General features: G+C 70.6%; 23 protein-coding genes. 12 read left to right on the forward strand and 11 right to left on the reverse strand.

The genetic code is table 11. From position 1 onward, the window contains the following. The first annotated feature begins 28 nt into the window (after positions 1-28). From ACQPZQ_RS36390 to ACQPZQ_RS36400, 3 genes are read left to right on the forward strand one after another with little or no spacing between them, the layout of a single operon-like run. A complete protein-coding gene (locus ACQPZQ_RS36390; RefSeq protein ID WP_433288559.1) occupies positions 29-862 on the forward strand; it encodes an RraA family protein in 834 nt (277 codons plus the stop codon). Between the two features lies 1 nt (position 863). After that, on the forward strand, positions 864-2153 hold the full coding sequence (locus ACQPZQ_RS36395; RefSeq protein ID WP_433288561.1) for a mandelate racemase/muconate lactonizing enzyme family protein: 1290 nt from the start codon (positions 864-866) through the stop codon (positions 2151-2153). Positions 2154-2156: 3 nt separating this feature from the next. Beyond that, complete coding sequence (locus ACQPZQ_RS36400; protein WP_433288563.1) at positions 2157-3023, forward strand: NAD-dependent epimerase/dehydratase family protein; 867 nt, start codon at positions 2157-2159, stop codon at positions 3021-3023. 8 nt (positions 3024-3031) lie between these two features. On the opposite strand, the gene ACQPZQ_RS36405 is transcribed toward ACQPZQ_RS36400, so the two are convergent. Genes ACQPZQ_RS36405 through ACQPZQ_RS36425 form a run of 5 tightly spaced genes read right to left on the reverse strand, consistent with a single transcriptional unit; the run spans position 3032 to position 8596 of the window. Further along, entirely contained in the window at positions 3032-3898 is an 867-nt protein-coding gene (locus tag ACQPZQ_RS36405; RefSeq protein WP_433288565.1) for a sugar phosphate isomerase/epimerase family protein, read from the reverse strand. 22 nt (positions 3899-3920) lie between these two features. Continuing rightward, positions 3921-4991, reverse strand: a complete 1071-nt coding sequence (locus ACQPZQ_RS36410) for an ABC transporter permease (protein WP_433288567.1) — start codon at positions 4989-4991, stop codon at positions 3921-3923. Further along, a complete protein-coding gene (locus tag ACQPZQ_RS36415) occupies positions 4988-5986 on the reverse strand; it encodes an ABC transporter permease (protein ID WP_433288569.1) in 999 nt (332 codons plus the stop codon). The genes ACQPZQ_RS36410 and ACQPZQ_RS36415 overlap by 4 nt, the downstream gene beginning before the upstream one ends. Further along, a complete protein-coding gene (locus ACQPZQ_RS36420) occupies positions 5983-7548 on the reverse strand; it encodes a sugar ABC transporter ATP-binding protein (protein ID WP_433288571.1) in 1566 nt (521 codons plus the stop codon). The genes ACQPZQ_RS36415 and ACQPZQ_RS36420 overlap by 4 nt, the downstream gene beginning before the upstream one ends. Positions 7549-7552: 4 nt before the next feature. After that, positions 7553-8596: an autoinducer 2 ABC transporter substrate-binding protein gene (locus ACQPZQ_RS36425; RefSeq protein WP_433288573.1), complete on the reverse strand. Its 1044-nt coding sequence runs from the start codon at positions 8594-8596 to the stop codon at positions 7553-7555. 347 nt (positions 8597-8943) lie between these two features. Between ACQPZQ_RS36425 and ACQPZQ_RS36430 the strand changes: the two genes are divergently transcribed. The 5 genes from ACQPZQ_RS36430 (at position 8944) to dhaK (ending at position 14207) form a co-directional block, all read left to right on the forward strand. Continuing rightward, a complete protein-coding gene (locus ACQPZQ_RS36430) occupies positions 8944-10761 on the forward strand; it encodes a response regulator (RefSeq protein WP_433288575.1) in 1818 nt (605 codons plus the stop codon). A gap of 71 nt (positions 10762-10832) precedes the next feature. Continuing rightward, the gene (locus ACQPZQ_RS36435) at positions 10833-11693 is read left to right on the forward strand and encodes a class II fructose-bisphosphate aldolase (RefSeq protein WP_433288577.1); all 861 of its coding nucleotides are present in this window, start codon (positions 10833-10835) and stop codon (positions 11691-11693) included. A gap of 3 nt (positions 11694-11696) precedes the next feature. Further along, a complete protein-coding gene (locus ACQPZQ_RS36440) occupies positions 11697-12500 on the forward strand; it encodes an HAD-IA family hydrolase (protein ID WP_433288579.1) in 804 nt (267 codons plus the stop codon). 2 nt (positions 12501-12502) lie between these two features. After that, the gene (dhaL, locus tag ACQPZQ_RS36445; RefSeq protein ID WP_433288581.1) at positions 12503-13156 is read left to right on the forward strand and encodes a dihydroxyacetone kinase subunit DhaL; all 654 of its coding nucleotides are present in this window, start codon (positions 12503-12505) and stop codon (positions 13154-13156) included. A gap of 55 nt (positions 13157-13211) precedes the next feature. Beyond that, positions 13212-14207: a dihydroxyacetone kinase subunit DhaK gene (gene dhaK / locus ACQPZQ_RS36450; RefSeq protein WP_433288583.1), complete on the forward strand. Its 996-nt coding sequence runs from the start codon at positions 13212-13214 to the stop codon at positions 14205-14207. 71 nt (positions 14208-14278) lie between these two features. Here the strand turns inward: dhaK and ACQPZQ_RS36455 are convergent, their stop codons facing one another. From ACQPZQ_RS36455 to ACQPZQ_RS36480, 6 genes are all read right to left on the reverse strand, one after another. Beyond that, positions 14279-14875: a hypothetical protein gene (locus ACQPZQ_RS36455; protein ID WP_433288585.1), complete on the reverse strand. Its 597-nt coding sequence runs from the start codon at positions 14873-14875 to the stop codon at positions 14279-14281. Positions 14876-14894: 19 nt separating this feature from the next. Continuing rightward, entirely contained in the window at positions 14895-15344 is a 450-nt protein-coding gene (locus ACQPZQ_RS36460) for a hypothetical protein (RefSeq protein ID WP_433288587.1), read from the reverse strand. Positions 15345-15472: 128 nt separating this feature from the next. Then, the gene (locus ACQPZQ_RS36465) at positions 15473-16135 is read right to left on the reverse strand and encodes a hypothetical protein (RefSeq protein WP_433288589.1); all 663 of its coding nucleotides are present in this window, start codon (positions 16133-16135) and stop codon (positions 15473-15475) included. 213 nt (positions 16136-16348) lie between these two features. Further along, positions 16349-17197, reverse strand: coding sequence for a phosphotransferase family protein (locus ACQPZQ_RS36470; protein ID WP_433288591.1), 849 nt, complete (start codon positions 17195-17197; stop codon positions 16349-16351). A gap of 34 nt (positions 17198-17231) precedes the next feature. Next, entirely contained in the window at positions 17232-17825 is a 594-nt protein-coding gene (nadD, locus tag ACQPZQ_RS36475) for a nicotinate-nucleotide adenylyltransferase (protein WP_241037695.1), read from the reverse strand. 102 nt (positions 17826-17927) lie between these two features. Beyond that, a complete protein-coding gene (locus ACQPZQ_RS36480) occupies positions 17928-18539 on the reverse strand; it encodes a TetR/AcrR family transcriptional regulator (protein ID WP_433288594.1) in 612 nt (203 codons plus the stop codon). A gap of 115 nt (positions 18540-18654) precedes the next feature. Here ACQPZQ_RS36480 and ACQPZQ_RS36485 point away from each other — a divergent pair, with 115 nt between their 5' ends. The 4 genes from ACQPZQ_RS36485 (at position 18655) to ACQPZQ_RS36500 (ending at position 22275) form a co-directional block, all read left to right on the forward strand. Beyond that, a complete protein-coding gene (locus tag ACQPZQ_RS36485) occupies positions 18655-19482 on the forward strand; it encodes an ABC transporter ATP-binding protein (protein WP_433288596.1) in 828 nt (275 codons plus the stop codon). Next, positions 19479-20252 carry an ABC transporter permease gene (locus ACQPZQ_RS36490; RefSeq protein ID WP_433288598.1) on the forward strand — a complete coding sequence of 258 codons (774 nt, stop codon included), beginning with the start codon at positions 19479-19481 and terminating at the stop codon, positions 20250-20252. Before ACQPZQ_RS36485 ends, ACQPZQ_RS36490 begins: the two co-directional genes overlap by 4 nt. Before the next feature lie 85 nt (positions 20253-20337). Then, a complete protein-coding gene (locus tag ACQPZQ_RS36495) occupies positions 20338-21168 on the forward strand; it encodes an ABC transporter permease (RefSeq protein WP_433288600.1) in 831 nt (276 codons plus the stop codon). Positions 21169-21207: 39 nt separating this feature from the next. Then, positions 21208-22275 carry an ABC transporter substrate-binding protein gene (locus ACQPZQ_RS36500; RefSeq protein WP_433288602.1) on the forward strand — a complete coding sequence of 356 codons (1068 nt, stop codon included), beginning with the start codon at positions 21208-21210 and terminating at the stop codon, positions 22273-22275.

Below are 22275 nucleotides of genomic sequence, written 5' to 3' on the forward strand. Positions count from 1 at the left end.
ACCCGACGAGAGAGAAGGCGAAGAGGACGTGCGCATCCAACCCGGCAAGGACGACCTCGAAGAGCTCACAGCGGCCTGGACAGGTGAGCGCTTCGGCTCCGGCCGGCCCCGAGTGCCCGACGAGGTGCTGGACAGCCTGCGCCTCGCCACCACCGAGGAGGCGTGGGGGTTCCTGTTCAAGGCCGGATACGTGCGGCAGTTCGCGGGCGAGTGGCGCGAGACCCATCCCGGCACCGTGATCGTCGGCCGGGCCGTCACAGCGCAGTTCCTGCCGCACCGCCCCGACCTCGACGCGGTGGTGGTGGAGGCCGGGAGACGGGAAGGGCATCTGGAGGGCGACCGGCAGAACTCCTGGGTGATCGAGACACTGGAGAGCGGCGACATCATGGTCGTCGACATCTTCGGCAAGATCGTCGAGGGCACGGTGGTGGGCGACAACCTCGGCACCGCCGTGGCCACCCGCACCGGCGTCGGCGCCGTGATCGATGGAGGCATCCGCGACCTGCAGGGGCTGCAGCAGCTCGAGGGCGGGGTCAACATCTTCCACCGGGCCGTCGACCCCACGCCCATCCGCGGCGTCACGCTCGCCGGGATCAACATCCCGATCCGCATCGGCGGCATCACCGTGCTGCCCGGGGACGTCGTGCTCGGCACGCCGACGGGCGTGGCGGTGATCCCCGCGCACCTCGCGGCGGACGTGGCCGCGGCGAGCGAGGACACCCGCGTGCGGGACGTGTTCGGCAAGCAACGCCTGTCAGAGCGCCGCTGGACGAGCGCGCAGATCGACGTCGCCACGTGGAGCGAGGAGATCGAGGCGGACTTCCAGCAGTGGTGCGCGGCCCGCGCCGGAGAGGAGCGCTGAGGTGACCACCACGAACAGCGACGCGTCCGTCGTCACCGAGGAGCACGTCAGCACGGCCTCGCGCCCGAGCGCGTTGCGCATCACCGACCTGCGGGTGGCCAACCTGCACGGCGTCCCGTTCCGGTCGTCGATCATCAGGATCGACACGAACCAGGGGCTCGTTGGCTACGGCGAGGTGCGCGACCAGGCGAGCGCCACCTACGCGCTGATGCTCAAGAGCCGCCTCGTCGGCGAGAACCCGTGCAACGTCGACAAGATCTTCCGCAAGATCAAGCAGTTCGGCTTCCACGCCCGACAGGGCGGCGGCGTGTCCGGCGTCGAGATGGCGCTGATGGACCTGGCGGGCAAGGCCTACGGCGTGCCCGCGTACGCGCTGGTCGGAGGGCAGTTCCGGGACTCGATCCGCTGCTACGCCGACACCCCGTCGGTGCCCGACCCGCACGAGATGGGGCAGCGGCTGCTGGAGCGCAAGCAGCGCGGGTTCACGATGCTCAAGATGGACCTCGGCGTGAACCTGCTCTGGGACGTCCCTGGCACGGTGATCGCGCCACCGGGGGCCCGCGAGACCACGACGGTGATGCACCCGTTCTCCGGCATCCAGGTCACGGCCAAGGGCGTGGAGCACCTGGCGAGCTACGTGGAGACCGTGCGCGGGGTCATCGGGTACGACGTCGCGCTCGCCACCGACCACTTCGGACACATCGCGCTCGACTCCTGCATCCGGATCGGACGCGCGCTGGAACCGTTCACGCTGGCGTGGATCGAGGACCTGATCCCCTGGCAGTTCACCGACCAGTGGCGCCAGCTCACCGAGGCCGTGGCGGTGCCGACGTGTACCGGCGAGGACATCTACCTCACCGAGGGGTTCAAGCCGCTGCTCGACGCGGGCGCGGTCCGGGTGATCCACCCGGACCCTGCCACGTCCGGCGGCATCACCGAGACCAAGAGGCTCGGCGACTACGCGCAGGAGCGCGGTGTCGCGATGGCCCTGCACCTTGCGGCGTCGCCGATCGCGACGATGGCGTGCGTGCACCTCGCGGCGGCCACGGAGAACTTCCTCGCGCTGGAGCACCACGCCGCCGACGTGCCGTTCTGGAGCGATCTCGTCACCGACCTGCCCCGGCCGCTCATCCAGGACGGCCACATCGCCGTGCCGGATACGCCCGGGCTCGGGTTCGGCGACATCAACGAGGAGCTGTTCATGGCGCAACTCGACCCGCGCGACCCCGTGTTCTTCGCCGAGTCGGCGCACTGGGACGGCGAGTCGAGCCACGACCGGCTCTGGAGCTGAGCGGTGCGGATAGCGGTCACCGGCGCGGCGGGCAGGCTCGGCCGCTATGTCGTCGCGCGGGCACTCAAGGCAGGCCACGGCGTGATCGCCGTGGACCTGCCTGCCGTGGTCCCGGCGACGACCGCCGACGTCGAGTGGCGGGCGGCCGACCTCACCGATCTCGACGAGATGCGGGCCGCGCTCTCCGGCACGGACGCCGTGGTCCACCTGGGCGCGCTCACCAGCCCCCGCTACCCGGAGCCCGAGGTGCACCGGACGAACGTCGGCGGCACGTACAACGTGCTGGTGGCGGCCGAGGAACACGGGTTGCGCGCCGTCTGCATCGCGTCGAGCGTCAACGCGATCGGCGGGATCTACAGCGCCGATCCGCGTTATGACTACTTCCCCGTCGACGAGGAGCACCCTTCGTACTGCGAGGACTCCTACAGCCTCTCGAAATGGCTGGTCGAGCAGCAGATGGCGGCGTTCGCACGACGACGGCCCCGCGTGCCGTTCTCCGCATTGCGGCTGCACGCACTGCGCGAGGACATCACCGCCGCGCGGGCGGCAGGCGACAACGACGACCAGCACGAACGGCTCCACCTGTGGGGCTGGACGTCGTTCGACTCCGCGGCCGCGGCCTGCCTGCTGGCCCTGCACCGCCCGGCACCCGGCCACGGCGTCTACAACATCGTCGGGACGCGGACCGCCAGCACCACGCCGTCCGAGAAGCTGGCCCGGCGCTGGTACCCACAGGTGCCGCTGCGTGCCCCGCTACCGGGCGACGCGGGCTTCTACTCCACCGCGAAGGCTCTCGCGGAGCTCGGCTGGGACGCCCACGACGAGCACCCTGCGGTGTCGGCCGGTGAGCAGTCACCACCCTCGGACTGAGGTGGTCGCTACGTCGTTCGCCGCGCTGCCGCCAGGCCGTCGGCGATGAACCGGCGCGCGTGCGCCGCCAGGTCCATCCCGTCGGACCACATGTTGCGCCAGACCGCGAGACGGTCCGAGAGATCGGCGGAGACCACCGCCCGGGAGAACGACTCGAACGTGACCGGCCCGGCGTAGCCCGCTGCCGCGAGCGCGGCGAAGAACGCCGGGAAGTCGATCGTGCCGGTGCCGAGATACCCGCGGTGCGACTCGCCGATGTGGACGTATCCGAGCCGGTCCCCCGCCTCCACGACCGGGGCGGTGAAGTCCTGCTCCTCGATGTTGGCGTGGTAGACGTCCAGGTGCACCACGACGTTGGGTTCGCCGACGTCGGTGATCACGGCGAGGGCGTCGGCCACGGTGTTGATCGCGTTCGACTCGTACCGGTTCACCGGCTCCAGCCCGACCGTCACACCGTGGTCGGCCGCGGCGCGGGCCAGACGACGCAGGCTCGCGATCATGTTGTCGCGGCCGCGGGGGTCGAGCGGATGGTCGTACTTGGCCAGCGCCGAGTAGACGGCGCCGCCGAGGTAGTCGCCTCCGATGCCGGTCACCACGGCCAGCGCGTCCGCGAGCTTCGCCTCGCCGCGCGCCACTACCTCCGGGTCGGGCGAGGAGATGTCGGCGTCGAGATCGAGCCCCAGCGAGCACACGGCGCGCAGGCCGTGGTCGGCGAGCACCGCCTTCGTGTGGCTCGGATCGATGGTGGCCGGGTCGAGCGCCGGGATCTCGATCAGGTCGTACCCGGCCTCCCTTGTGCTGCGCACGGCGTGCTCGCACTCGGCATGGGACCACCCACCGGCCCAGACGAGCGCGTGGATGCCGAGCGGGTTCATGGGACCTCCGGGGGCGCGACGTTCACGAGAGCCGGCCGTACCGGCGCAGGGCCAGCGTGTTGAGCAGGGCGGACAGCACGAGCACGAGACCCAGCGCGAGCAGCTGGTACCGGCTGCCGTCCGACCCCTCGAACGCCAGCAGCATCCCGGCGTTGAGCCACGTGACGAGCAGCGCCGCCACGAGAACGCCGCCGATGCGCCCGATCCCGCCCTGGATGGCGACGCCGCCGAGCACGGCGATCGTGATCGCGGGCAGCGCCATCCCGTTGCCGACCGTGCCCGCGTCCGGCCGTGCCGAGGCGAACTGCGCCACCGTCACCAGCGCGACCACGCCGGAGAGCAGGCCGGAGATGACGTACGCGGTGAACCGGGTGCGCGTCACGGGCTGCGCGGCATACCCGGCGGCGACGTCGTTGGTGCCCACGGCGTAGAGCGACCGGCCGTAGGTCGATCTGGCGAGCGCCACCCACGCCAGCACGGCGCACGGCAGCAAGATCGTGAACACGTGCAACGGGACGGGCGGGAGCAGCGGCAGCTCCACGTTCCGGGTGAGGTCGTGCAGCGCCACGATCGGCGGTGTGGAGATCGGGGCGTTCGCGTTGGCGACGAGGGCGAGCGAGCTGTAGGCGTAGTAGGTGGCCAGGGTCGCGATGAGTGCCGGGAACCGCAGGTAGGCCACGAGCGTGCCGTTGACCGCGCCGAGCAGGGCACCCACGACGAGGCAGCCGACGATCGACGGCAGCAGGGGCCAGCCCCACTCGCCGACCATCAACCCGAACACCATCCCGGCGAGCGACACGATCGCGCCCACGGAGAGATCGATGCCACCCCGGCCGGAGACGATCACGAAGAGCTCGGCCAGTGCGAGCAGGGCGAACGGCACCATCGACTCGAGCGCGTTGCCGAGATAGCGCAGGTCGTAGGGCGCGACGAGGTAGCCGCCGCTGCCCAGCAGACGGAACCACACGACCACCACGACGAGGAGCACCGCGAGCAGCACGACCCTCTCGGTGAGCGCCACCCGCAGCACCCGCTGCGCGATGCTCTCGCCGTGTCCGACGGCCGGCGCCGGTGGGGTGCGGGTGTCGGTCATGTGGCACTCCTGCGCCGCTCGCGCAGCAGGTCGACACCGACCGCCACGAGGATGAACAGCCCGATGAAGAGCTGGGTCAGCTCGGTCGGCCAGGTCAGCAGCGTGACGGCGCTGGTGACGGTGCCGACGAGCAGCGCGCCCAGCAGCGTCCCGAGAACGGTGCCGCGACCGCCGATGATGCTGGTGCCGCCGATGACCACCGCGGCGATGACCCGCAGTTCCAGGCCGGCGCCGACGTTCTGCTGCACGAGCCCGCCGCTGCCGATGAGCACGCAGGCCGCCAGGCCCACGCACGCGCCCGTGAGGACGTAGGCGCTGATCTGCCGCCGCCGCACACGCACGCCGGCCAGCCGCGCGGCGAACGCGTCACCGCCCACCGCGTAGAGGTGGCGTCCGGTGGCCCAGAACCGCATGTAGCACCACATCCCGGCGGCCAGCACGACCGTGAGCCACCACGCCGCGGGCACCCCGAGCACCCGTCCCTCGGCGCCACCCCCGATCGGGCCGAACGTGCCCGGCACCCCCGCGACCTGCTCGTTCCCGAAGATCTGCAGGGCGACGAACCGGTAGATGTTCAGCGTGCCGAACGTGACGATGATCGGGTGGATCCCGCCGTAGGCCACGAGTAGCCCGTTGACGGCTCCCAGCACCACCCCCGTGAGGACGGCGACCGCCAGCGCCGGAAGGAACGGCAGCCCCGCGTCCCTGACGAGCAGGGCGATCACGACCATCACCACCGCGGCCTGGCTGCCCACGGAGACGTCGATGCCGGCCGTCACGATCACCGCGGTCATGCCGATGCCGATCAGAGCGATCGGCGCGACCGTAAAAAGGATGTTCTGCACGTTGCCCGCGGTGAGGAACGTCTCGGTGGTCAGCGCGAGGACGAGCCACAGCAGCCCGGTCACGCCGAGGAGCGCGAGCTCCTGCCCCTCGATCGCGCGCACGCGCGGCCGCCTGCGGGCGACCGGCACGGCCGTGGTTGTGGCCGTCACGTGTGTGCCTCCTCGTCGGCGCCCAGCGGGGCCGTGGCCTCGCCGTTGTCGCCCGCCGCGGCAGCCAGCACCTCGGCCTGGCTCGCGCCACGCCCGAACTCGCGCACCACCCGGCCCCGCCGCACGACGAGGACGCGGTTGGCGAGTTCCAGCACCTCCGGCAGGTCCGTCGAGATGACGAGAACCGCGCTGCCTCCGTCGGCAAGCTCCAGCACCAGCCGGTGGATCTCCTCCTTCGCCCCCACGTCGACGCCCTGCGTCGGCTCCTCGAGCACGAGCACGCGGGGCGCGCGGACGAGCTGGCGGGCGAGCACGACCTTCTGCTGGTTGCCGCCCGACAGCGCCGCGACGGCCGTGGTGATGCCGGGGGCCTTGATCGCGATGCGGGACAGGAAGCCCTGGGCGAGGCTGCGCTCGCGGGCGCGGTCGAACCAGAACCCGAACCGGGCGAGGTAGCGCAGGTGGGCGCTGGAGATGTTGAAGGCGATCGACTTGTCGGCGAACACGCCCTGTTGCTTGCGGTTGCCCGGGAGCATCGCGACGCCCGCGGCCGCCGCGTCCCGCGGGTTGTGCACCCGCACGGGACGGCCGTCGACCCGCACCGTGCCGCTGTCGGCGGGAGTGATGCCGTAGAGCGCCCTCGCGATCGCGTCGGTGCCCGAGCCGACCAGCCCGTAGAGCGCCACCACCTCGGCAGGCCGCACCTGCAGGTCGAGCGCCTCGAACGCGCCTTCCCTGCCCAGACCTGCGACGTCCAGCACCGGCTCACCGGTGGGCGCCGGCCGGTCCGCGGTGGTCGCACCCAGCTCGTGCCCGACCATCAGCTCCGCGACCCGGCGGACGGACAGTTCCGCCGTGGGCCGCGTGGCCACCACCTCGCCGTCGCGCAGCACGGTGACGCGGTCGCTGATCTGCGCCAGCTCGTCGAGCCGGTGGCTGATGTAGACGATCCCGACGCCCGCCGCGCGCAGGCTGCGGACCACGCCGAAGAGCACCTCGATCTCGCGGTCGGTGAGGATCGCCGATGGCTCGTCCAGGATCAGCACCTTCGCGGAGTGGGCGAACGCCTTCGCGATCGAGACGAGCTGCTGCTCGGCCACCGGCAGGTCGGCGACGCGGACGTCGCCGATTGCGGGGTCCAGCCCGATCTGTGCCAGCAGCTCGGCGACCCGCGTGCGTTGGGCGGCCCAGTCGATCCGCCCGCCCGTGCGCAGCTCGCGCCCGAGGAACACGTTCTCGGCAACGGTGAGCTCGCCGAACAGGTGCGGCTCCTGGTAGACGGTGGCGATCCCCGCTTCCATCGCCGCCTGCGTGCTGCCGCCGGCGAGCGGCTCGTCGCCGACCTCGACTGTGCCCTCGTCGGCCACCTCGGCGCCGGACACGATCTTGATCAGGGTGGATTTGCCCGCGCCGTTCTCGCCGACGAGGGCGTGCACCTCACCCGCCCGGACCTCGAAGTCCACTCCGCGCAGAGCCCGTACCCCGCCGTAGTGCTTCCGGACGTCCTGCAGCCGGAGCAGGACGAGGTGTTCTCCGACTGGCCCCGCGTTGGGCTCGGCCATCGGGTCAGTAGTTGTACTGGTCGACGTTGTCCTTGGTGATCTGCAACGGGTTGCCCAGCAGGAGCGACTTGTCGCTCTCGGTCCACTGCACCGCGGTCAGCGAGTCGTTGACCTTGTTGGTGGCCTGGAACGGCGTGCCCGACGCGAGCTGCTTGCCCGCCCAGGCGGTGAGGTAGCCGAGCTGCTCGACGTCCCACAGGATCGCTGCGGAAGAGGAGCCGTTCTCGAGGTACTGCTTCATCGACTGCGGCGTGCCGAGACCGACCGTGAAGACCTGCCCGACCTTGCCCGCCTCCGTCACGGCCTTGGCGACGCCCGGTGCGGACGCCGTGCACTCCCCGACGAGACCGGTGAGGTCCGGGTGGGCGTTCATCAGGTCCTTCGCCATCGCCACCGACCGCGCCTCGTCCTCACCCGCGTAGACGACGTCGACGATCTGCGCGCCGGGGTACTTCTCCGCGGTCACCCTGCGCTGCACCTCGATCCAGGAGTTGAGGTTGGCGGCGGTCTGGCCGCAGGAGACGATCGCGTACTTGCCCGAGCCGCCCATCGCCGTCATCAGCGAGTCGGTGAGCGCGGTGCCGACGCCCTCCGCGGTGGCCTGGTTCACGAACGCCTCACGGACGGAGCCGGGGGCGTCGGTGTCGCTGGTCATCACGTGGATGCCGGCGTCCTTGGCCTCCTGCAGCACCGGAGCCATCGAGTCCGGGTCGTTCGGTGCGACCACCAGGACGTCCACGCGCTGCTGGATCAGCGAGTTCACGATGTCGGTCTGCGCGCCCGGATCGGCGGTGGTGCCGCCGCGGTAGATCCACTCGATGCCGAGGTCCTGGGCCGCCTGCCGGCCGCCGGTGTTCATCGCCTCGAAGTACGGGATGCCCTGCAGCTTGGGCACGAACGCCACGGTGACCCGGTCCTCGCCGCCTCCCCCGCCCGCCGCCGCGTCCGGGTTCTTCTGGGTGCATCCGGCGAGAGCAACGATCCCCGCCAGTGCCACGGCCAGGGCCGTCGCCAGTGAGCGCCTACCGCCCGTGATCGTTCGCATCATCGCTCCCGCTCCCTCTCCACGGCCGCCGGAGCGGACCGCGGTTCGTGTCGCTCGGTCGGCCCCCGGCCCGGACGCCGCATGCGCCTGGACGAGGCCGGCTGGGCAGGCGAGGTTGCGCCGTCGCACGTGCATCCGCGCCGCCCGCCACTGGACCCCCTAGGAAGGGTGACCCCGATCACCCCGCGCCGGACACTAGGAAACCTGCCCGCACCCGTCAACGAGACGGAACGCGCCGAGGCGCCTGCCGGACCGTTCGACGGCCGCCGTTCGCGGGAAGTCGGCAGGCGTCATCGCGGATACCATCCGAACATGCGCGCCTCACGCCACTGCGTGCCCTGGCCTCCGGGGTGAGCAGCGAGGAAGCCCTGGCCGTCACCAACGGACGACGCGCCCGGGTCAGTCCGCACGACCAGGTCGACGCTCTGACCGGAGCCGTCGAAGACCTCGCGGGCCAGTTCAGCTTGCAGCCGCTGCTGGAGCGCATCCTGCGGCGTGCAGTCGTCCTCCTCGGCGGCGACGCCGGCTCCATCTCCACCGTCGACGAGCGGGCCGGGACCTACCGCAAGGAGGTCGACCTCGGCGTCGGCTGCCAGGAGGGCAAGGTCTTCCCGCTGGAGGAGGGCGCCACCGGCGCGGTCGTCGCCAACCGGGCGCCGGTGGTGTTCGACAGCTACTCCCAGGTCCGCGGGGGCCACGTCGCCCCGCCCGATCGGGCCCGGCTGCACGCGACCGTCGCGGTGCCCATCGAGTGGGGCGGCCGGATCATCGGGGCCTGCGTCGTGTTCAGCACCGACCCGCAGGTCCGGTTCCGCGACGAGGACATCGGCCTGCTGGGTCTGTTCGCCACCCACGCCGCCATCGCCATCGTCAACGCGAGGCTGCACGCCGAAGCCGCTGAACGGGCCCGGCGACTGGCCGTGAGCGCCGAGCGGGAGCGGGTCGTGCGTGACGTCCACGACACCGTGGCCCGCGCCCTCGGGTCGATCCTCCTACACCTCGACGCATCCGAGGAGCCGGGCTCGGAGCACATCTCCGCCGCACGGGAGGCGGCCCGCGCCGCGCTCACCGAGACCAGGCGCACCGTACTCGGCCTCGGGCCGGCTCTCCTCGAGCTGCACTCGCTGGAGGACGCCATCGCCGTCGAGCTCGCATGGGCCCGCTCGACCACGAGCATCCGCACCGACCTCGTCGTCACCGGCGAGCCGCCTGCGTTGCAGCCCGAGATCGGCCAGCAGGCACTGCGTCTGGTCCAGGAGGCGCTCACCAACGTCATCACGCACGCCAGGGCGGCGTCGGTGCGGGTCGGCATGATGTACGGCGCCGAGGACGTCGCGGTCGTCGTCGAGGACGACGGCGTCGGGTTCGACCCCGCGGTTCTCACCGATCGCCGCCGGTCCGGCCTCGGGCTGCACGGGATCGTCGCCCGGGCGCATCGGCTCGGCGCCGAACTGGAGATCGAGTCGACGCCGGGGTGGGGCACGCGGATCCGGGCGCGAATCCCCTACGAGCCGCGCGACACGGGCAGCGCGGCACGCGCGGACGTGCCGTGGCGGGTGCTCGTCGCCGACGCGCGGCCCGTCGTGCGGGCGGGCCTCGTGCGGCTGCTGGGCCAGGCGGAGCCCGACATCCTCGTCGTGGGTGAGATCAGCGACGCCCGTGACGTGGTCGACGCCGTGCGGGTGCTCGACCCTCACGTCGTGCTGCTCGACCTGCGTATGCCGGTGCTCGACGGCGCCCGGCTGACCTCCTACATGCGGGCCGCGGTACCGGGCGTCTCGGTGCTCGTGATGACCGACGACCTCTCCGACGAACTGCTGCGCGACGCCGTGCACGCCGGGGCCAGCGGCTGTATCGGGACCGACCTGGACGGCGCCGCGCTCGCCCGCGCCGTACTGGCTGCGGCCCGCCGGGACGCGCTGCTCACCGAGAGCGTGATCGGCGCCGTTCGGGGGCGCGACCGCGCCGGCAACGACCGGCTCACCAGCCGGGAGCGCGAGGTCCGCACGCTGGTGGAGCTCGGAATGCGTGACAAGCAGATCGCCGACCGGCTCGGGATCTCGGCGAAGACCGTCGAGAAGCATGTCGGAGCGCTGCTGCGCAAGACCGGGGCGCCCAACCGGACGGCCCTCGCCCGCTGGACGGACCTGTCCGAAGCCCCGAGGTAGGGGATTTCCCCCAGGCGAAGATGGGGAGAACCACGCCTGGAATTGCAATACCACCTGGCTAGCATCGAACCGTGCCTGTCGTGTCGCTCGACGACATCCTCTCCGACGCCTTCGACAAACGGTACGGCGTACCGGCGATCAACGTGTTCAATGATCTGACTCTCGAGGCCGTCCTTGCGGCGGCCGTCGAGAAGTCGTCGCCGTTGATCGTGCAGACGTCGGTGAAGACCGTGAAGTCGATCGGCGTCGACGTGCTGTATTCCATGTGGACGTCGATGACCGCGGGTATCGAGGTCCCGGTCACGCTGCACCTCGACCACTGCCCGGAGCGCGAGGTCATCACCATGTGCCTCGACCGCGGCTGGAACTCGGTGCTGTTCGATGCCTCTCACCTGCCGGTCGAGGAGAACACCCGGCAGACCATCGAGGTCGTCGCGGAAGCGCGCAGGCACGGCGCGCACGTCGAGGGGGAGATCGAGTCGATCACCGGTGTGGAGGACGGGATCGGCTCCGACACCGAGGCGAGGAGGCAGGATCTGCAGGTCGCACTCGATTTCCTCGACGCCACCCAGGTCGATGTCTTCGCACCGTCGATCGGCAATGCGCACGGCACGTACAAGGCAGCGCCGACGCTCGATTTTCAGCGCGTCTCCGACATCGTCGCGGCCCATCCGATCCCCATCGCGCTGCACGGTGGGAGCGGCCTTTCCGACGAGCAGTTCCGCGATCTCATCGACCGCGGCTGCGCGAAGGTGAACATCTCCACCGCTCTCAAGGAGACCTTCATGAAGTCGAGCCTCGCATTCCTGCAGGAGACGGCGGCCAAGGACAAATGGGACCCGCCGTCTTTGTTCCGTTCGGTGCGTCAGCAGGCCGTCGACATGACCGGGTCACTGATGGATCTGTTCGGCAGCGCCGGCCGAGTCGGCTGACCCGTGCCCGCCCTCGTCTTCGACTGCGACGGTGTCCTCGCCGACACCGAGCGCTACGGCCACCTACCTGCGTTCAATGCGATGTTCGAGGAGTTCGACCTGCCGGTCCGTTGGAGCGAGGCCGAGTACGGCCAGAAGCTCCTGGTCGGCGGCGGCAAGGAACGAATGGCGACGATGCTGACGCCTGAGTTCATCAGCTCGGCAGGGCTCCCCTCCGACCCTGCCGAGCTGGCCGACCACGTGGCGCGCTGGCACCGTCGCAAGACCGAGATCTACACCGGGATCATCGCGAGCGGGACGATCCCGCCGCGGCCGGGGGTGCGGCGCATCGCGGAGGAGGCCGCCGACGCCGGCTGGTCGCTCGCCGTCGCGTCCACCTCCGCCGAGGCATCGGTGCGCAGCGTGCTCGAACACGTGATGGGCGACGCGCTGACGCCTCGGTTCTCGGTCTTCGCGGGCGACGTCGTCGCGCACAAGAAGCCCGCGCCGGACATCTACCTGCTCGCCCTGTCGGAGATCGGGACCCCACCCGGCTCCGTCGTGGTCGTGGAGGACAGCCGCAACGGGCTGCTCTCCGCGCTCGATGCCGGGCTCTTCTGCGTGGTCACCCCGAGCAGCTACACCGGTGGCGAGGACTTCACCGGCGCCACGCTCGTGGTGTCGTCGCTGGGCGATCCGCAGGAGACCACGCGCGTGCTGGACGACCCGTTGGCGCTCGACCCCACTCCCTTCGTCCGCCTCGACCACCTCCGGACGCTCCTCACCGAGGCTGCGCCGCACCCGGCCCGACCGTCCAGCAGGGAGTGAGCATGACGTCGCCGCCATCAGCGAGTCTCGAGTTCGTCGTCCGCACGATCGCGCAGACAGCCGTCGACAACGAGCGTGAGTTCGGTGAGCTCGACGCCGTCGTGGGCGACGGCGACTTCGGCTACTCCCTCGCTCGCGGGTTCGAGATCGTGCTGGCCGAGTGGGACACCTACGACCGCAGCGAGCCATCGGTCTTCCTCCAGAAGATCGCCCTGACGATCTCCAAGCGGGTGGGCGGCACATCCGGCCCGCTGTGGGGCACGGCGTTCCTGCGTGCGGCCGCGGCGGTCAAGGGAAAGACGGAGCTGACCGGCCAGGACGCCGTCGCGATGCTCCGGGGAGCCGCCGAGGGGATCAAGAAGAGGGGCAACTCCGACGTCGGCGACAAGACGTTGCTGGACGCGCTGGTCCCGATGACGGACGCGATCGCCGTGCAGCTCGCAGCCGACCCGTCGGCCCCGGCCCCCGAGGTCGCGAAGGTCGCCGCGGGCGCCGCTCGGGCCGCCGCCGACGCGACGACATCGATGCAGGCGATGCGCGGCCGTGCGAGCTACACGGGTGAGCGCAGCATCGGGTCACCCGACGCGGGTGCTGTCGCCGTCGCGGTGATGGCCGAACGTGTCGCGCAGACCTGGGCCGGGTCGGTGAGCTCCTGAGCAGCCCGACGACGGGACGGCGAGTCCCTCGACGACGAGACCGATGGAGAACCGGATGAAGAAGTTCGTCAACGACCCGAAGAACTACGTTCCGGAGATGCTGGAGGGCCTCGCACTGGCCAATCCGGACACCCTCCGTTACGTCCCGGACTACAACCTGATCATGCGGACGGACGCCCCGCGTGAGGACAAGGTCTCGATCATCCAGGGGTCCGGATCCGGCCACGAGCCCGCCCACGTCATGACGGTCGGCACGGGCATGCTCGACGCCGCGTGTCCGGGTGACGTGTTCGCCGCTCCGCCCACCGACTACGTCTACGAGACGATCAAGCTGCTCGCCTCGCCCAAGGGCGTGCTGCTGCTGGTGAACAACTACACCGGCGACCGGATGGCCTTCGACATGGCCCAGGAGCTCGCCGAGGCCGAGGACATCACCGTCCGCACGCTGTTCATCGACGACGACGTCTCGGTCCAGGACTCGACCTACACCGTCGGCCGCAGGGGTGTGGCGGGCAACTTCTTCGTGATGAAGGCCGTCGGAGCGGCGGCCGAGCGCGGTGCCGACCTCGACGAGATCTGCCGGATCGGCGAGAAGGTCAACAGCGTCACCCGCACGATGGGCATGGCCCTCACCGCATGCACGCCACCCGCGAAGGGATCACCGCTGTTCGACCTGCCTGCCGACGAGATCGAGATGGGTGTCGGCATCCACGGCGAGCCCGGGCGCCGGCGGGTGAAGCTGATGCCGGCAGACGCGATCGTCGACGAGCTGCTCGACGCCGTGGTGAGCGACCTGCCGTTCGAGTCCGGCGACCGGGTCGCCCTGATGGTCAACGGCCTCGGCGGCACCCCGATCAGCGAGCTGTACATCGTCTACCGGCGGGCGCACAACCAGCTCACCGACCGCGGCATCACGGTGGGGCGCAACTACGTCGGCGAGTACTGCACGTCGCTGGACATGGCAGGCGTGTCGATCACGCTCGTCCGGCTCGACGACGAGATCGAGTCCCTGCTCGGCGACCCGGCGGAGATCGCAATCCGGGTGTTCTGAACGGTGGCAGGCCTAGCTGGGCCGTGCCGCTGAGAGCGGCGGCGGCGCGCCGTGCTCGACGAGGCACCGGATCACGGTGGCCATCCGTCGCCCCGACGAGCGGGCGGGAGTGCTGAGGGCGGGGCCGGACCGCGGCGCGGGGCGGGCGCCGGTGCGCCCGTGCCGACCCGCTGGATCACGGCGGTGTCGGCCAGCGCGAGCGCGGGACCCCATTCGACAGGTACGCCTTGTGCGGGCGGCGGACCCCCGAGGCCTGACGACGGGATCCAGGGTCCCGTCGTCAGGCAGGCATCGGGGAGCTCACGCAGGCGCCTGCGCATCCGTCTGACGATCCTCGACGACCCTGTGACGACGACTGCGAGAGCCAGCCGCCCGCCGAACGGGTCGGGGACGCAACGGACCAGATGGTGACGGTGGCGGTCCTCGGAGAGGATCAGCTCCCGCACCGGGTGGCCGGCGACAGCGAGCAGCGCCCGCACGACGTCCGCGTGCCCGGCACCGAGCGCCTCCGCATCACCGAGGCCCCCGCGAACCCACGCGTCCAGCACCATCCCGCTGTCGACATCAAGGACGACGGCCATATCGACCCCACCGGCCGTGACGAGCGGGCCGATGACGGCAGGAAGACCGTCGTCCCGGATGTTGACCGGGCGCCGGTGGCGCACCACGACCTGTCGCCGACCTCGATCAGCGGTGTCCGGCGTTGGCCTGGAAGTACGCGGAGCCGTCCTGCTGGCTCGGCACCGGCCGCCCGGGCGTCGGGTTGGTCATGTAGAACTGCTGCTCGATCATCCGCAGGTCGCGACGGGCCATGGCCAGGTTGGCCTGCGCCCGGTTCAGCACCAGGTAGAAGAACAGCTTCTCCTCGGCGTTTCCGCGGATCGGCCGGATGAGGTGGTACTGCGTGTCGAGGGTGATCAGGATGTCTTCGATCGACTCCCGCAAGCCAAGCTTCTGCATGACCTCGAGCTTCGTGCGCACGACGTCGCTGTTGCCGGGCGCGGCGACGTCGAGGTCGAACTCGGGGCTTCCGCCGCGCGAGCCGAGGGTCATCCCGCTGTCGTAGTCGACGATCGCGACGGCGAAGGCGCCCTTGATGTTGGCAGCCAAGTCCAGCGTGTATTCGATACTGCTCATTGCCAGAGCCTCCAGGGCAGGCCGCCACACGGTCGGGGAGTTGTGGGACAGCCTTTTCTCATCGGGTACGGAAGACCGTAACGTACAGGTTGCAGGGCGTCATTCAGTGGGGTTGTAACAACGTTTTCTCAGGGCGATTCGACATCGTCGCCCCATGCGCGCAGAGCCGTCAACAGTCGGCTCATCGTCGCGACGTCATTAGCCCATTGTCTACCGAGTACCGGGTCGGCCGACCACCGCTGCTGAGGCGGCGGAGCAAAGCCCGGAATTGCTCGTGGGCCGGCTCTGCGGGGCAGCGGAACCGAGACGGCCGCGGGTTTCGTCGTTGCATCGGCCGGCTGCCGGGCGGGCTGGGCCGGCGCGGGCGGCATTGCGGAAGCGGCGCGTGAAATCACAGGTGAGAGACCCTGCAACGACTCCGGCGGCGGCCTGGGAGCCGCCACCGTGACGGCCCGATCCTCGAACCGGACGGCGGCCAGTTCCCGCCGGGCCGACGCCAGGTTGGCCCGTGCCCTGTCCACGCAGAGATAAACCAGCAACGAGCGCGACACACCGAGCGGACGAACGAGGTGATAAAGGTAGCCCGAGGTCAGGATGACGTCTTCCAAACCCCCATCGGCTGCCGCCTCGAGAACGGTTGTCGCCTCCGTCCCCCAGCGCAGCACAACGGCCGGGTTGACCGTCGCCACGCCGGACTCGATCAGTATCTGACCGCTTTCCCGCTCGGCCACACAGGAGTACCTCGAGCCCGGCAGATCGAGCAGGCCGAGGACCATGTCGCGAATCGTCACCAGCAGAAATCCTTCCGCTCTGTGGAGTTTGCCCCATCCCTCAGGTTGAATGATCTTCAGCCCTTTCGGCGGCAGTGATCGGACTGTTCGGCCGTCCGAGGAATGGGCCGGTTGGCGTACGTCTGCGGCCATGAGTCACTGGCCGACCGCGATGAGCAGCGAGAAGGAAGCTACGAGGTGCCCGGCCGTCAACGAGCGGGTCGGAACTGCCGCTCAGCCGTCCGCCAGCGCCTCGGCGATCATCCGGTGCCCCTGCTGCTCGAAGGGCTCGTTGCCCACCTGGTAGGCCCACACCGCGGTACCGATCGCCTCTCGAACCCTGTTGCGACGCCACGCAGCCGCTTCCCGCGGGTCGCTGCCGTACCCGTCCAGAAACGCCGACTCGAGCGCCGGATCGGCCCGGAACTGCTGGACTGCGAGCCGGGCGAAGTCCGTCAAGGCCGGACGCAGGTCAGCCCGTCCGAAGTCGATGACGCTCACGACGCCCTCGTGCACGAGCCAGTTGCGGGGATGCCAGTCACCGTGCGTCGGCACGAGAGTCGCCGGCGGCGTCGGCCACGATTCCACCAGCTCACGGAGCCGCTCCACCACGTCCGCGGCGATGCGGTGTGGCCCGTCGAGCCACGCGAGCGATTTCACCTTCTCTCTGGCCTCGAACTCCTCGCCCTCGATCGCGACCTGCTCGTGCGACCGTGCCAGCAACTCGCCGGCTTGCCGGTAGATGTCCGGACGGAACTCGTGCTCGCTGCCTTGCACCAACTCGCCCGGCAGGTAACGCGTCACGAGCAGCTTGGCCTCGCTGTCTGCGTGCACGAGTTGCGGCGCCCGCCCGCGTGAGGTCCACGGGCCGAGCCAGTTGCGGTGCGCCCACACTTCACGCGCCAGGTGGTGGTCCTTCGCGTCGCCCGCCTTGGCGACGTAGCGGGCGCCGCGATGGACCAGTTCCAGCACGGTGGTGCCGACGAGTCCCCAGCTGTGGTCCTGCACGACCTCGGCCCCAGGCAGCCAGTCGTGCAGGAGCTCCCGTTGGCGTTGAGTGAGCTGATCGCCACCCGGATCCACGAGGGGATGGTAGGGCTACAGCGGTGGACGCTGGTCACTCGTCCTTTTCGCGGTAGAGGCCGCGCTTCGAGATGTACTGCACCACCCCGTCCGGCACCAGATACCAGACCGGATGGCCCTCCGCGACCCTGCGCCGGCAGTCGGTGGACGAGATGGCCAACGCCGGTACCTCGACGAGCGTGACCGAACCATCGGGCAGGTGGTGGCCGTCCAGCTCGTAACCCGGGCGGGTGACCCCGACGAAGTGCGCCAGGCTGAACAGCTCGTCCAGCTTCTGCCAGGACAGGATCTGGGCCAGCGCGTCGGCGCCGGTGATGAAGTAGAGGTCGGCGCCGGGCCGTTGTTCATGCAGGTCCCGGAGCGTGTCCGAGGTGTAGGTGAGCCCTCCGCGGTCGATGTCGACGCGGCTGACCGTGAACCGGGGGTTGGACGCCGTGGCCACCACTGTCATCAGGTAGCGGTCCTCGGCGGCGCTCACCTCGCGCTCCGACTTCTGCCATGGCTGACCGGTGGGCACGAAGACCACCTCGTCGAGACCGAAGCGGTCGGCGACCTCACTGGCCGCAACGAGGTGTCCGTGATGGATGGGATCGAACGTCCCGCCCATCACCCCGATCTTGGGACTCATCAATGGAACAGTAGTGCGCGAGCCGGTGGTCAGGGGCGATCCAGCATCCGTAACGTGCTGTGAACCACACGGTTCCCCGCACGTCAGAGCGTCGCCATGTCCTCAGCTCGCCGGGTGGGCAGCCCGCTCCTCGATCGCGGTCCGGCAGCGCTGCGCGAACGCCGCGGCGGTCACGGCGTAGCTCGCCGCCACGGCGTCGGCGTCGCCCGTGGAAATGAGGTCGAACTGCAGGCCGCGCCACAGCGCGACGATCTCGCGGGCCATCCGACCCGCGACGACAGCCGGAACGCCCTCGACTCGCAGCGCAGCGGCCACCTGGTTGGTCCAGTCGTGGCCGACCCTGGCGAGGAAGTCGTCGAAGCGGCCGGGGTTGTGGGCCGCCTGACCGAAGATCTCGAAGAAGAGCCGCAGGAACGGGAGGTTCTCCGGCGCGGCGATCCCGCGCCAGCACGCCAGCAGCCTCTCGACCAGCGGGGTGCCGGGATCGTCGAGGGCGGTCATCGCCGCCGTGAAGGCCGGGAACCGACCGGACGCCTCCAGCAGCGTCTCCCCGATCAGCTTCTCCTTCGAGCCGAAGTAGTAGAGGAGCATCCGGTTGTTCGTGCCGATCGCCGCACCGAGGCTGCGGAGCGTCATGTCGGCTATGCCCTGCTCGAGCACGTGATCGGCGGCCAGCCGGAGCAGCCGGTCCCGCTCCGAACGCGGGTTCGCCATGGGCGGACACGCTACCGTTGGCCCGCTGCCGTTACCTCCGGGCGTCGCAGCCGCAACACGGCAGCAACGGTCGCTTCCTAGCGTGTGTGAACCGCTCGATTCACCGGAGCCCGACATGCGAGCACCAAACGGCGTCACCCCCATGCCCATCGAAAGCTCGACCGACACCGCCATCGCCCTGCACGGAATCGTGAAGGATTTCCCGCTCCGGCGCGGAAGGGCGGTGCGTGCGCTCGAACGTCTCGACCTGGAAATCGCCCACGGGGAGTTCGTTGCGATCCTGGGCCCGTCCGGTTGTGGGAAGTCCACCGTCCTGCGGCTGGCCGCCGGCCTCGAGAGCCCCACAGAGGGTGAAGTGCTCGTCGAGGGACGCAGCCCGGCCGAGCTGATCACGGCCCACCGGCTCGGCGTGGCGTTCCAGGAGCACGCGCTGCTGCCGTGGGCCACTTCGCGCAACAACGTCGCCCTCCCGTTCCGAGTGGCCGGCCGCGCGGTCGACCGCGAACGTGTCGACGCGCTGCTCGAACTGGTGGGCCTGGCCGGCTTCGAGGACGCGCGCCCCCGCCAGCTCTCGGGCGGGATGCGGCAGCGCGTCGCGATCGCCCGCGCGCTCGCCCTGGAACCCGATGTGCTCCTGCTCGACGAACCGTTCGGCGCGCTGGATGCGGTCACCCGGCGGCGGATGAATCTCGAACTCGCGCGGATCTGGATGGAACAGCAGATCACCACCCTGCTGGTCACCCACGACGTCGACGAGGCCGTGCTGCTGGCCGACCGCGTCGTCGTGATGACGGGCCGGCCGGGCCGGGTGCGCCACGTGCAGCAGGTGGAGATCCCGCACCCGCGCGACAGCGAGGTCACCCGCGACCCGGAGTTCCACGCCCTCGTCGACCGGCTCACCGGGATGCTCGACGACCCCGAGCCCGCCGCGGCCCCGGCATGAGCCGCACCGTCGAATCCGCGGCGGCGACCCTCCCCCGGCGCCCGTGGCTCGCCGCCTGCGGGGTCGTCGCGCTGCTCGTGCTCGTCGAGCTGATCGGGCGTCTGGGACTGGCCGGGTCCGGCTGGCCGCCGCTCACGGCCGTGCTCGGCTACGTCGCCGAGCCTGCCGCCCAGCAGCTGCTGGGGCGCGCTCTCATCGCCACCGGCACCGCGGCGCTGGCCGGGTTCCTGCTCGGCAGCGTCGTCGCCCTGCTGGTCGCGGTGCTCAGTGCGCTGGTGCCTGCCGCCGGCCCGGGCCTCGACCGGCTCGCCGCCGTCGTGCACGCGGTGCCGCTCATCGCCCTGGGTCCGCTGCTGATCACCACCGCCGGACGGGAGGCCACCCCCACTCTGGTCGCCGCGCTGGCCGCGGGCTTCGCCCTCTTCGTGGCTGCCACGTCGGCGCTCGGGGCCGCGAGCGAGGCCCAGCGCGACGTGTTCGCCGTGCTCGGCGCCGGCCGGATCGTCACCCTGCTCCGGCTGCAGCTACCGGCCGGGCTCCCTCTGATCGTCGACGGCCTCACCCTCGCCGCGCCGGCCGCGGTGCTCGGCGCGGTCATCGGCGAGTGGTTCGGTGCGCGCCGCGGGCTCGGCGTGCTGCTCGTCAGTTCCATGCAGAACGTCCGGATCGACCAGCTCTGGGCCGCCGCCCTCACCGCGGCCGCCCTGTCCCTGCTCGCGTACGTGCTGCTGGTAGCCCTGCGCGCCGCAGTGACCCGGAGGTTCCAGTGAGCGAGCTTGCGAGCACACCATCGACACTGCGCCTGTGCCCTGTGACGTCTCCCGATGGGCCGATCGAGCGCAGCGAGGACTTGCGATGAGCACCGAAGTGCTGCCCGCATCCACGTCGCGGCGGGTCGAGCACACGGACGCCACCCGGCCCTCGCCGGTGCGGCTGATCACCCGCGGGCTCGGCCGGGTCGTCTCCCGTTACTGGACGGTGGCCGCGTTCGTCGTCGCGTGGCAGCTGTGGTCCTGGCTGAGCGGCTTCAACCAGATCGTCGTGCCGCCGCCCGCACTGGTGTTCACCGACGTCGCCGGCAACCTCGGCGCCTACCTGCCCGACCTGGCCTGGACGCTGGCGATGTCGGCGGGCGGCCTCGTCGCGGGGATGGTGCTGGGCACGGGGATGGCAGTCGCGGTGTGGGCGTCGCGGATCGTCTCCGGGATGATGACGCCCCTCGCGCTGGTCATGCGGTCGGTGCCGGTGGTCGCGATGATCCCGGTGCTTGCCAGGGTGCTCGGCTACGGCTGGGTGACGGTCCTGGTGATCACATCCGTGGTCTCGTTCTTCCCCGCCTTCGTGTTCGTCGGCTCCCGGCTACGCGCCGCGCCGAAGGCCACATCCGACCTGATGGCGGTGCTCGGCGCGGGCCGCTCCACCGTCCTTCGCCTGCTGCTGCTCCCGCATGCCGTGCCCGGGCTGCTGGTTGCTTTCCGGCTCACCGCGCCCACGGCCGTGCTCGCCGCGATGCTCGCCGAATACCTGATGGGCGGACGCGGCCTGGGCACGCTGTTCGCGCAGTCGGTCAGCTTCTACCAGGTCGACCGGGCCTGGGGCACCGCGCTCGTCGCCACGGTCGTGTCGGTCGCCTGCTTCGTGGGCGCACGCGCCGTCGAGCGCTGGGGCATCGCCCGGTTCACCTGAGCCTTCCTGCACGGCTCCCGACCCACTCCGAGGAGACCCATGTCCAGCGTCCCCACCCTCTGGTCCCGCCGCCGGCTGCTGCGCACCGCGGGCATCTCCGGCCTGGGCCTCGCCGCGCTCGCCGCCTGTGGCACCGGCGGCGATACCTCCGGCGGGGACGGTGCACGCGCCCCCGTCCGCGTGGCGCTGGGCTGGATCACCAACGTGGAGTTCGCCGGCTTCTGGATCGCCGACGACCGCGGCTACTACAAACAGGAGGGCCTCGACGTCGATTTCCTCCCCGGCGGCCCGAACGCACCCGATCCGACCCAGACCCTCGCCGGACACGGCGCCGAGATCGCGATCCCCGTGGGCCTGCAGGCCTTCCTGTCCGCGGTCAACGCGGGCAACGACTTCGTCACCTACGGCACGACGTACGAGAACACGCCCGCAGGACTGCTGTCGTTGGCGCGCCGCCCCGTACGCACCGCAAAGGACCTCGTCGGCGCTCGCGTGCTCGGCCAGCAGGGCCTGCAGCCCTACATCGATGCCGCGATGCGGCTGGCAGGCGTGCCCATCGAGTACCAGTTCATCCCCGTCGGTTACGAACCCAGCCCGCTCGTGGACGGCCAGGGCGACGTCTACACCTGCTTCGCCACCAACCAGCCCATCATCCTCGAGCAGCAGGGCATGGTGCAGAACCGCGATTTCTTCGTCACCACCTACCAGCAGCTCGGGCTCGATCAGTACTCCAGCATCGTGTGCAGCGAGCGCTCCTGGTTGCAGGCCAACCGCCCGACCGTCGAGAAGTTCATGCGCGCCACCATCCGCGGCTGGCAGGACAACGCCGCCGACCCCTCCGTCGCCGCCCACCTCGCGGTCGAGAAGTACGGCGCCGACCTCGGCCTCGACCTCGCCCAGCAGACGCGGGAGAACCAGCTGCAGATCCCCTACACCCAGAACGAGCTCACGGCGTCGCACGGGCTGTTCCGGATCGACCCTGCACGCCTGGCCGGCCCCATGTACAGGGCATACACGGCTGCCGGAGTGACCCCGCTGCCCGACGTGGCAAAGATCGTCGATACGACCGTGCTCGACAACGTCTTCCAGGGAAGGGCCACCGTCTGA

Origin of the sequence: Pseudonocardia sp. CA-142604 (assembly GCF_050948475.1) — a bacterium.
Taxonomy (GTDB): Bacteria; Actinomycetota; Actinomycetes; order Mycobacteriales; family Pseudonocardiaceae; genus Pseudonocardia; species Pseudonocardia alaniniphila.

Bases quoted from the DNA above. Each gene is read 5' to 3' on its own strand.
- ACQPZQ_RS36405 (WP_433288565.1), bottom strand. From the start codon at position 3,898: ATGAACCCGCTCGGCATCCACGCGCTCGTCTGGGCCGGTGGGTGGTCC.
- ACQPZQ_RS36410 (WP_433288567.1), bottom strand. From the start codon at position 4,991: ATGACCGACACCCGCACCCCACCGGCGCCGGCCGTCGGACACGGCGAG.
- ACQPZQ_RS36420 (WP_433288571.1), bottom strand. From the start codon at position 7,548: ATGGCCGAGCCCAACGCGGGGCCAGTCGGAGAACACCTCGTCCTGCTC.
- ACQPZQ_RS36425 (WP_433288573.1), bottom strand. From the start codon at position 8,596: ATGATGCGAACGATCACGGGCGGTAGGCGCTCACTGGCGACGGCCCTG.
- dhaL (WP_433288581.1), top strand. From the start codon at position 12,503: ATGACGTCGCCGCCATCAGCGAGTCTCGAGTTCGTCGTCCGCACGATC.
- dhaK (WP_433288583.1), top strand. From the start codon at position 13,212: ATGAAGAAGTTCGTCAACGACCCGAAGAACTACGTTCCGGAGATGCTG.
- ACQPZQ_RS36460 (WP_433288587.1), bottom strand. From the start codon at position 15,344: ATGAGCAGTATCGAATACACGCTGGACTTGGCTGCCAACATCAAGGGC.
- nadD (WP_241037695.1), bottom strand. From the start codon at position 17,825: ATGAGTCCCAAGATCGGGGTGATGGGCGGGACGTTCGATCCCATCCAT.
- ACQPZQ_RS36480 (WP_433288594.1), bottom strand. From the start codon at position 18,539: ATGGCGAACCCGCGTTCGGAGCGGGACCGGCTGCTCCGGCTGGCCGCC.
- ACQPZQ_RS36485 (WP_433288596.1), top strand. From the start codon at position 18,655: ATGCGAGCACCAAACGGCGTCACCCCCATGCCCATCGAAAGCTCGACC.
- ACQPZQ_RS36490 (WP_433288598.1), top strand. From the start codon at position 19,479: ATGAGCCGCACCGTCGAATCCGCGGCGGCGACCCTCCCCCGGCGCCCG.
- ACQPZQ_RS36495 (WP_433288600.1), top strand. From the start codon at position 20,338: ATGAGCACCGAAGTGCTGCCCGCATCCACGTCGCGGCGGGTCGAGCAC.
- ACQPZQ_RS36500 (WP_433288602.1), top strand. From the start codon at position 21,208: ATGTCCAGCGTCCCCACCCTCTGGTCCCGCCGCCGGCTGCTGCGCACC.